Source organism: Providencia sp. PROV032 (assembly GCF_028484875.1).
GTDB lineage: Bacteria > Pseudomonadota > Gammaproteobacteria > Enterobacterales > Enterobacteriaceae > Providencia > Providencia rettgeri_E.
In genome coordinates this window covers 1-8937 of the sequence record NZ_JAMPSX010000047.1, presented here as the reverse complement: position 1 = coordinate 8937, position 8937 = coordinate 1, and the positions used below count along the sequence as shown (strand labels likewise).

The window sequence follows — 8937 nt, the reverse complement described above, 5'->3', positions numbered from 1 at the left end:
CCCCCAAAAGCAAATAGCCGAAAAAATGGGTGTCGGTTTGCGGTCGGTAAAACGCTATTTGGCGGAAGGTGCCAAGTCCGTGCGTATTACTAATGGCGAAGCCCACGCCCGGGCCGTAGGCCCAGCTTTTGAGTAGCCCTGCATTGAATAAATGCGAGTAGCCGCAAGGGGGGTGGGTAACTTGCTTGCAAGTTATCCATGCCCCGCGCAGTGCCAAAGGCACGGAGTTTTGCGAGTGTTCAAAGTCCGTCCGTATTACTAACAGAGAAATCACAGGTAGGCTTTTATGAGAAAAGCATCAAGAAAATCATTCTCGCCAGAGTTGTTGCAGCAGTTGCGGGAAATGTCAGTCACTGCCGCGCTCGATGCAATGGGCCTGTATTGGAAGCGTGACCCGGATTATGTACCGGTCAAAGATAAAAATACTGTCCGGGTTAATGTGGCCCTGGGTGGTGGTGTAGTTGAGTTGCTGGCTACTGGCTGCAAGTGGTACGACACCAGGGCAGAGAAGGGCGGCGGCGGTGCAGTTGATTTAGCCATGCACCTGCTACGCCTGGACTTCGTGACAGCCGTTAAGCGGATGCAAACAAATGTTTAGTTTTTAGCCGCTAAAATTTAACGCCAAGAGAGAAGCCAGGCCGGTGGGTCTGGCTTTTTTTGTACCTGGCAAAAACTGGCCGCGTAGGAGCGCACAGGCTGGCCGGGGATCATCCGTGCTGGTGGATAACATCTGCTGGCAGTCCTACCTGTCCGGCATGACGGCCGCCGAGGCCGAGGAATGGGGTGTGGATGACTCACAGCGGCCCTATTTCGTGCGCTACGGCGTGAGCAAGGCCAACTATGGGGCACCGTTCAAAGACCGCTGGTTCAGGCGGCACGATGGCGGGGTGCTCAAGCCCGCCGTGCTGGAGAAGCAGCGCAAGAGCAAGGGGGTGCGCCGTGGTGAAGCCTAAGAACAAGCACAGCCTCAGCCACGTCCGGCACGACCCGGCGCACTGTCTGGCCCCCGGCCTGTTCCGCGCCCTCAAGCGGGGCGAGCGCAAGCGCAGCAAGCTGGACGTGACGTATGACTACGGCGCGACGGCAAGCGGATCGAGTTCAAGGGGCCGGAGCCGCTGGGGGCCGATGATCTGCGCATTTTGCAAGGGTTGGTCGCCATGGCCGGGCCTAATGGCCTAGTGCTTGGCCCGGAACCCAAGACCCCCGGCGGGCAGCAGCTACGGCTGTTCCTGGAACCCAAGTGGGAGGCCGTCACCGCTGATGCCATGGTGGTTAAGGGCAGCTATCGGGCGCTGGCCCGCGAGGTCGGCTATGCGGACATTGAGGATTCGAGGCCGATCAGGGAGTGCATCGAGCGCCTATGGACGGTCTCCATCATCGCCCAGAATGGCCGCAAGCGGCAGGGCTTCCGGCTGCTTGCCGAGTACGCCAGCGACGAGGCAGACGGGCACCTGTACGTGGCCCTGAACCCCTTAATTGCTCAGGCCGTCATGGGTGGCGGCCTGCATGTGCGCATTAGCATGGACGAGGTGCGAGCGCTGGACAGCGAAGCGGCCCGCCTGCTGCATCAGCGCCTGTGTGGCTGGATCGACCCCGGCAAGACCGGCAAGGCGTCCATAGACACCTTGTGCAGCTATGTCTGGCCGTCAGAAGCAAGCTCCTCAGCCATGCGCAAGCGTCGCCAGCGGGTGCGGGAGGCACTGCCAGAGCTGGAGGCGCTGGGTTGGTCGGTGGTCGAGTACGCCGCGGGCAAGTACGACATTACCCGGCCCAAGGCGGCAGGCTGACCCCCCTGTTTAACTGTCACGCCCCCCCCCGATAACTGTCACGCCCCCCCCCCGATAACTGTCACGAACCCCCCCGATAACTGTCACGCCCCCAAACCTGCAAACCCAGCAGGGGCGGGGGCTAGCGGGATGTTGGAAAAATCCATCCATGATTATCCAAGAATAATCCACTAGGCGCGGTTATCAGCGCCCTTGTGGGGCGCTGCTGCCCTTGCCCAATATGCCCGGCCAGAGGCCGGATAACTGATCTATCCGCTGCGCTAGGCTACACACCCGCCCCCACCGCTGCGCGGCAGGGGGAAAGGCGGGCAAAGCCCGCTAAACCCCACACCAAACCCGCAGTAATCCGCTGGAGCGCTTTTAGCCGCTTTAGCGGCCTTTCCCCCTACCCGGAGGGTGGGGGCGCGTGTGTAGCCCCGCAGGGGCCATTTAGCGGCCATTTCAGCGGCTGTGATGCTGATAGTGGCCGTGGTGTCCCTTACGATATGGGAGTAATCAGGCTTGCCGAAAAGGGCTTTGAGTGGATCTGTCATGGCTGATCTCCAAACATATCAAGCGTGTCTGTATCCCACTCTATTGTAAACAAGACATTTTTATCTTTTATATTTAATGGCTTATTTTCCTGCTAATTGGTAATATCATGAAAAATACCATGCTCAGAAAAGGCTTAACAATATTTTGAAAAATTGCCTACTGAGCGCTGCCGCACAGCTCCATAGGCCGCTTTCCTGGCTTTGCTTCCAGATGTATGCTATTCTGCTCCTGCAGCTAATGGATCACCGCAAACAGGTTACTCGCCTGGGGATTCCCTTTCCACCCGAGCATCCGTATGAGACTCATGCTCGATTATTATTATTATAGAAGCCCCCATGAATAAATCGCTCATCATTTTCGGCATCGTCAACATAACCTCGGACAGTTTCTCCGATGGAGGCCGGTATCTGGCGCCAGACGCAGCCATTGCGCAGGCGCGTAAGCTGATGGCCGAGGGGGCAGATGTGATCGACCTCGGTCCGGCATCCAGCAATCCCGACGCCGCGCCTGTTTCGTCCGACACAGAAATCGCGCGTATCGCGCCGGTGCTGGACGCGCTCAAGGCAGATGGCATTCCCGTCTCGCTCGACAGTTATCAACCCGCGACGCAAGCCTATGCCTTGTCGCGTGGTGTGGCCTATCTCAATGATATTCGCGGTTTTCCAGACGCTGCGTTCTATCCGCAATTGGCGAAATCATCTGCCAAACTCGTCGTTATGCATTCGGTGCAAGACGGGCAGGCAGATCGGCGCGAGGCACCCGCTGGCGACATCATGGATCACATTGCGGCGTTCTTTGACGCGCGCATCGCGGCGCTGACGGGTGCCGGTATCAAACGCAACCGCCTTGTCCTTGATCCCGGCATGGGGTTTTTTCTGGGGGCTGCTCCCGAAACCTCGCTCTCGGTGCTGGCGCGGTTCGATGAATTGCGGCTGCGCTTCGATTTGCCGGTGCTTCTGTCTGTTTCGCGCAAATCCTTTCTGCGCGCGCTCACAGGCCGTGGTCCGGGGGATGTCGGGGCCGCGACACTCGCTGCAGAGCTTGCCGCCGCCGCAGGTGGAGCTGACTTCATCCGCACACACGAGCCGCGCCCCTTGCGCGACGGGCTGGCGGTATTGGCGGCGCTGAAAGAAACCGCAAGAATTCGTTATCAGAAAACTGAAGGAACCTCCATTGAATCGAACTAATATTTTTTTTGGTGAATCGCATTCTGACTGGTTGCCTGTCAGAGGCGGAGAATCCGGTGATTTTGTTTTTCGACGTGGTGACGGGCATGCCTTCGCGAAAATCGCACCTGCTTCCCGCCGCGGTGAGCTCGCTGGAGAGCGTGACCGCCTCATTTGGCTCAAAGGTCGAGGTGTGGCTTGCCCCGAGGTGATCAACTGGCAGGAGGAACAGGAGGGTGCATGCTTGGTGATAACGGCAATTCCGGGAGTACCGGCGGCTGATCTGTCTGGAGCGGATTTGCTCAAAGCGTGGCCGTCAATGGTGCAGCAACTTGGCGCTGTTCACAGCCTATCGGTTGATCAATGTCCGTTTGAGCGCAGGCTGTCGCGAATGTTCGGACGCGCCGTTGATGTGGTGTCCCGCAATGCCGTCAATCCCGACTTCTTACCGGACGAGGACAAGAGTATGCCGCAGCTCGATCTTTTGGCTCGTGTCGAACGAGAGCTACCGGTGCGGCTCGACCAAGAGCGCACCGATATGGTTGTTTGCCATGGTGATCCCTGCATGCCGAACTTCATGGTGGACCCTAAAACTCTTCAATGCACGGGTCTGATCGACCTTGGGCGGCTCGGAACAGCAGATCGCTATGCCGATTTGGCACTCATGATTGCTAACGCCGAAGAGAACTGGGCAGCGCCAGATGAAGCAGAGCGCGCCTTCGCTGTCCTATTCAATGTATTGGGGATCGAAGCCCCCGACCGCGAACGCCTTGCCTTCTATCTGCGATTGGACCCTCTGACTTGGGGTTGATGTTCATGCCGCCTGTTTTTCCTGCTCATTGGCACGTTTCGCAACCTGTTCTCATTGCGGACACCTTTTCCAGCCTCGTTTGGAAAGTTTCATTGCCAGACGGGACTCCTGCAATCGTCAAGGGATTGAAACCTATAGAAGACATTGCTGATGAACTGCGCGGGGCCGACTATCTGGTATGGCGCAATGGGAGGGGAGCAGTCCGGTTGCTCGGTCGTGAGAACAATCTGATGTTGCTCGAATATGCCGGGGAGCGAATGCTCTCTCACATCGTTGCCGAGCACGGCGACTACCAGGCGACCGAAATTGCAGCGGAACTGATGGCGAAGCTGTATGCCGCATCTGAGGAACCCCTGCCTTCTGCCCTTCTCCCGATCCGGGATCGCTTTGCAGCTTTGTTTCAGCGGGCGCGCGATGATCAAAACGCAGGTTGTCAAACTGACTACGTCCACGCGGCGATTATAGCCGATCAAATGATGAGCAATGCCTCGGAACTGCGTGGGCTACATGGCGATCTGCATCATGAAAACATCATGTTCTCCAGTCGCGGCTGGCTGGTGATAGATCCCGTCGGTCTGGTCGGTGAAGTGGGCTTTGGCGCCGCCAATATGTTCTACGATCCGGCTGACAGAGACGACCTTTGTCTCGATCCTAGACGCATTGCACAGATGGCGGACGCATTCTCTCGTGCGCTGGACGTCGATCCGCGTCGCCTGCTCGACCAGGCGTACGCTTATGGGTGCCTTTCCGCAGCTTGGAACGCGGATGGAGAAGAGGAGCAACGCGATCTAGCTATCGCGGCCGCGATCAAGCAGGTGCGACAGACGTCATACTAGATATCAAGCGACTTCTCCTATCCCCTGGGAACATATCAATCTCACCGGAGAATATCGCTGGCCAAAGCCTTAGCGTAGGATTCCGCCCCTTCCCGCAAACGACCCCAAACAGGAAACGCAGCTGAAACGGGAAGCTCAACACCCACTGACGCATGGGTTGTTCAGGCAGTACTTCATCAACCAGCAAGGCGGCACTTTCGGCCATCCGCCGCGCCCCACAGCTCGGGCAGAAACCGCGACGCTTACAGCTGAAAGCGACCAGGTGCTCGGCGTGGCAAGACTCGCAGCGAACCCGTAGAAAGCCATGCTCCAGCCGCCCGCATTGGAGAAATTCTTCAAATTCCCGTTGCACATAGCCCGGCAATTCCTTTCCCTGCTCTGCCATAAGCGCAGCGAATGCCGGGTAATACTCGTCAACGATCTGATAGAGAAGGGTTTGCTCGGGTCGGTGGCTCTGGTAACGACCAGTATCCCGATCCCGGCTGGCCGTCCTGGCCGCCACATGAGGCATGTTCCGCGTCCTTGCAATACTGTGTTTACATACAGTCTATCGCTTAGCGGAAAGTTCTTTTACCCTCAGCCGAAATGCCTGCCGTTGCTAGACATTGCCAGCCAGTGCCCGTCACTCCGCGGTCTTCACTGCGTGATCGAGTTGATCGACACCCGCCGTGACACGCTCCATGAAGTGCCTGCCTGCGTCTGTTAGCCGAACGCCCCGCGCATGGCGCTCAAATAGCAGGACACCAAGGTTATCCTCCAGCGCTTTCACACGCGCGCTGACGCTCGACTGGCTGATACCAAGTGCCTTGGCCGCATGCCGAAAATTCAGATGCTCGGCGACGGCGATGAACTGAACAAGGGAAATGAGCGGTATCCTGCCAGACAGGATACCGACATTCACGAGGTTTCGATGGTTAGTGCGCCGCATCGGAGCGGGCCTGCTACCAGTCGTCGGTTAGACGACTGGCGACTTCTCGGTGGCAGCCCCACGGAGCCGAAGGAGCACCAGCCCCAACGAAACCAGTACCGCCATCGCCGTGGCGTAACAGATCACGGGCCACGCTGTGTCACCGTTTAAAAGTGCCACCGCCAATGTCCCGACAATGCTGACTATCAGGCTTTGAACGCAGAAGTAGAACGCGACCGCTGATCCCGCGATGTCGTCGAACTCTGCCAAAGCGCCGTTCGCGGTAACGGACACCGTGAAGACAATACCGACCGCGACAACCCACATCGGTAGGATGAAGGTGAGGAATGACGGCGAGCCGTAAAGTTCGCCGATCCCCAACAGGACCGCTCCGCAAACAAGCAACGCCATCCCACGCGCCACGCATCCTGCGATGCCCCATCTGGCGACAAAGGACTTCGCGAAACGGGTTGTCACGATCATTACAAGCGCGACAGTGGCGAAGGCAAAGCTGAATCCGATCTCGGAATATTCCGCTTGGCCTATGAGCACACGGGGAGCCGTCGAGAAGAAGACGAAGTAGGTGCCCATACCGGCGCTAAAGCCGACAGTGTAAACCCAAAAAGCCGGACTCGCGAAGATCGGCAAGACAGATCGGCGCGTCTTGACTTGATCCAGAGGGCGGGTTTCGTGCCACCTGAAACCCGCATTTAGGAGTGCGAGCATCGCCAGTATAGCCAAAGTAATGAATATCGCCTGCCATCCCAAGAACTCGCCGATCAATACTCCGGCGATAGGGCCGAGCGCAGGCACGAACGCCAGCATCGAACTGAAAAGGCCGTAGATGACGACACCCTCAGGACGGTTGGCATAAACGTCGCGAACCGTCGCGAACGTCGCCACCAGCATGGCCGACGCGCCCACTGCTTGAAGTAGACGGAAAGCGACAAAGGCCGGTGCAGTTGAAGACCAAGCTGCTCCCAGAGACGCAATGACGAAAGCCGTTGCGCCCGCAAGTAGAATTGGCCGTCGCCCGATTCTGTCTGAGAGCGGACCAAAAATCACCTGGCCCACGCCGAGCATCACCATATAGAGGCTCAACGTGAGTTGGATCATAGCGGGCGTCGTGTTCAGGATGCCGGGCATCGCTGGAACGACAGGGAGATAAATATCCATCGCCAGTGAAGCGAGGATGTCGAAAGGAGCCATCAGCAGCAGTGCTGCCGGCAGCGTATAGGCCCACGCGGGGCGTGTGGTGGTCATGACGAATCAACCCTCGATTAAGGAATACCGGGCGACGTCTGCTCGTCAGCAATCAGATGAGACTAGCCTTACAGAGCGCCGCAACAACAATACTGGTTGTTGCGGCTTACTTGTCTGCTGACTTGGAATTTCCCATCTGATTACTCCACGCTTACGAATATGAATTGCTACATTTTATCCGATTATCTTTTGCTTCGCAATGGGTTCTGTCGCATTAAGAAATCACAATTGATATTATCAGTGAATACATTGACTTAACAAGGATTGCTGATGGGAATAGTTCAAGAATCATTTAAGCGTTTACATTATCCAACTGAAATCATCTTGTTATGTTTACGCTGGTATCTTTCTTATTCTCTCAGCTTGAGAAATTTTGAAGAAATGATGTTGGAACGAGGCATTATTGTGGATCATTCTACGATTCATCGTTGGATTTTGAGATTATCACCGCTGCTCACCAAAAATGCTCATAAAAGACGGACTCTATATGGTGGGAGTTGGTATATCGATGAAACTTACATCAAAATCAAAGGAAAGTGGCATTATCTCTATCGAGCTGTGAATGCTAGTGGTCATACAATCGATTTTATGTTGAGTAAGCGTCGAGATAAAAGATCCGCTAAACGATTCTTCAGTAAGGCCATGGAAAAGAATTTATGCATAAGTACCGCTAATATCGATAAAAGCGGTGCTAATCAGGCTGCTTTAATGGATTTTATCAGCCCACATGGTTTTAATTTTAAAATCAGGCAATGCAAGTATAAAAACAATATTATTGAACAAGATCATCGGTTTATTAAGAAGCGATGCCGGCCTATGTTAGGGTTCAAAACCTATAAAACCGCACAAATATTAATTGCAGGCATTGAAACATTACATAAGGTTCATAAAAAACAGATACACACGGAAGGATTCTATTTGGATCCTGTGGCAACCTTTTACTCTTTGGTTGGCTAATGGATAATCCCAGTTGAAAAACTGGTTTTGAATTTCTTAATGCGACAGAACCCAATTAATGAGGCTCCGGGTTCGCCCAACGTTTGACATGAGGGGCGGCCAAGGGCGCCAGCCCTTGGACGTCCCCCTCGATGGAAGGGTTAGGCATCACTGCGTGTTCGCTCGAATGCCTGGCGTGTTTGAACCATGTACACGGCTGGACCATCTGGGGTGGTTACGGTACCTTGCCTCTCAAACCCCGCTTTCTCGTAGCATCGGATCGCTCGCAAGTTGCTCGGCGACGGGTCCGTTTGGATCTTGGTGACCTCGGGATCATTGAACAGCAACTCAACCAGAGCTCGAACCAGCTTGGTTCCCAAGCCTTTGCCCAGTTGTGATGCATTCGCCAGTGACTGGTCTATTCCGCGTACTCCTGGATCGGTTTCTTCTTCCCACCATCCGTCCCCGCTTCCAAGAGCAACGTACGACTGGGCATACCCAATCGGCTCTCCATTCAGCATTGCAATGTATGGAGTGACGGACTCTTGCGCTAAAACGCTTGGCAAGTACTGTTCCTGTACGTCAGCAAGTGTCGGGCGTGCTTCTTCTCCGCCCCACCACTCGACGATATGAGATCGATTTAGCCACTCATAGAGCATCGCAAGGTCATGCTCAGTCATGAGGCGCAGTGTGACGG

General features: G+C 55.6%; 9 protein-coding genes and 2 pseudogenes. 7 read left to right on the top strand and 4 right to left on the bottom strand.

Annotation, left to right across the window (positions count from 1 at the left end; genetic code table 11):
- Positions 1-286 precede the first annotated feature (286 nt).
- From PSF42_RS20090 to PSF42_RS20065, 6 genes and pseudogenes are all read left to right on the top strand, one after another.
- On the top strand, positions 287-598 hold the full coding sequence (locus PSF42_RS20090; protein ID WP_258091364.1) for a hypothetical protein: 312 nt from the start codon (positions 287-289) through the stop codon (positions 596-598).
- Positions 599-713: 115 nt separating this feature from the next.
- Positions 714-953: a hypothetical protein gene (locus tag PSF42_RS20085; protein ID WP_432652643.1), complete on the top strand. Its 240-nt coding sequence runs from the start codon at positions 714-716 to the stop codon at positions 951-953.
- A pseudogene (gene repC / locus PSF42_RS20080) lies at positions 940-1787 on the top strand (replication protein C, IncQ-type). The gene PSF42_RS20085 and the pseudogene repC overlap by 14 nt, the downstream one beginning before the upstream one ends.
- 869 nt (positions 1788-2656) lie before the next feature.
- Complete coding sequence (sul2, locus tag PSF42_RS20075; protein ID WP_011270145.1) at positions 2657-3508, top strand: sulfonamide-resistant dihydropteroate synthase Sul2; 852 nt, start codon at positions 2657-2659, stop codon at positions 3506-3508.
- Positions 3495-4298, top strand: coding sequence for an aminoglycoside O-phosphotransferase APH(3'')-Ib (gene aph(3'')-Ib / locus PSF42_RS20070; protein ID WP_272680539.1), 804 nt, complete (start codon positions 3495-3497; stop codon positions 4296-4298). The genes sul2 and aph(3'')-Ib overlap by 14 nt, the downstream gene beginning before the upstream one ends.
- On the top strand, positions 4298-5134 hold the full coding sequence (locus PSF42_RS20065; RefSeq protein WP_000480968.1) for an aminoglycoside O-phosphotransferase APH(6)-Id: 837 nt from the start codon (positions 4298-4300) through the stop codon (positions 5132-5134). Before aph(3'')-Ib ends, PSF42_RS20065 begins: the two co-directional genes overlap by 1 nt.
- A 106-nt stretch (positions 5135-5240) precedes the next feature.
- Here PSF42_RS20065 and PSF42_RS20060 read toward each other — a convergent pair.
- From PSF42_RS20060 to floR, 3 genes and pseudogenes are all read right to left on the bottom strand, one after another.
- Positions 5241-5645: pseudogene (locus PSF42_RS20060) on the bottom strand (IS91 family transposase); the annotation flags it as partial.
- 111 nt (positions 5646-5756) lie between these two features.
- A complete protein-coding gene (locus PSF42_RS20055; RefSeq protein WP_001255015.1) occupies positions 5757-6062 on the bottom strand; it encodes a LysR family transcriptional regulator in 306 nt (101 codons plus the stop codon).
- Between the two features lie 27 nt (positions 6063-6089).
- Entirely contained in the window at positions 6090-7304 is a 1215-nt protein-coding gene (gene floR, locus PSF42_RS20050) for a chloramphenicol/florfenicol efflux MFS transporter FloR (RefSeq protein ID WP_000214122.1), read from the bottom strand.
- 270 nt (positions 7305-7574) lie between these two features.
- Between floR and PSF42_RS20045 the strand changes: the two genes are divergently transcribed.
- Complete coding sequence (locus PSF42_RS20045; protein ID WP_272680538.1) at positions 7575-8261, top strand: IS6 family transposase; 687 nt, start codon at positions 7575-7577, stop codon at positions 8259-8261.
- 140 nt (positions 8262-8401) lie between these two features.
- On the opposite strand, the gene aac(6')-Ib is transcribed toward PSF42_RS20045, so the two are convergent.
- The coding region (aac(6')-Ib, locus tag PSF42_RS20040; protein ID WP_272680537.1) for an AAC(6')-Ib family aminoglycoside 6'-N-acetyltransferase at positions 8402-8937 on the bottom strand (536 nt) is incomplete at its 5' end.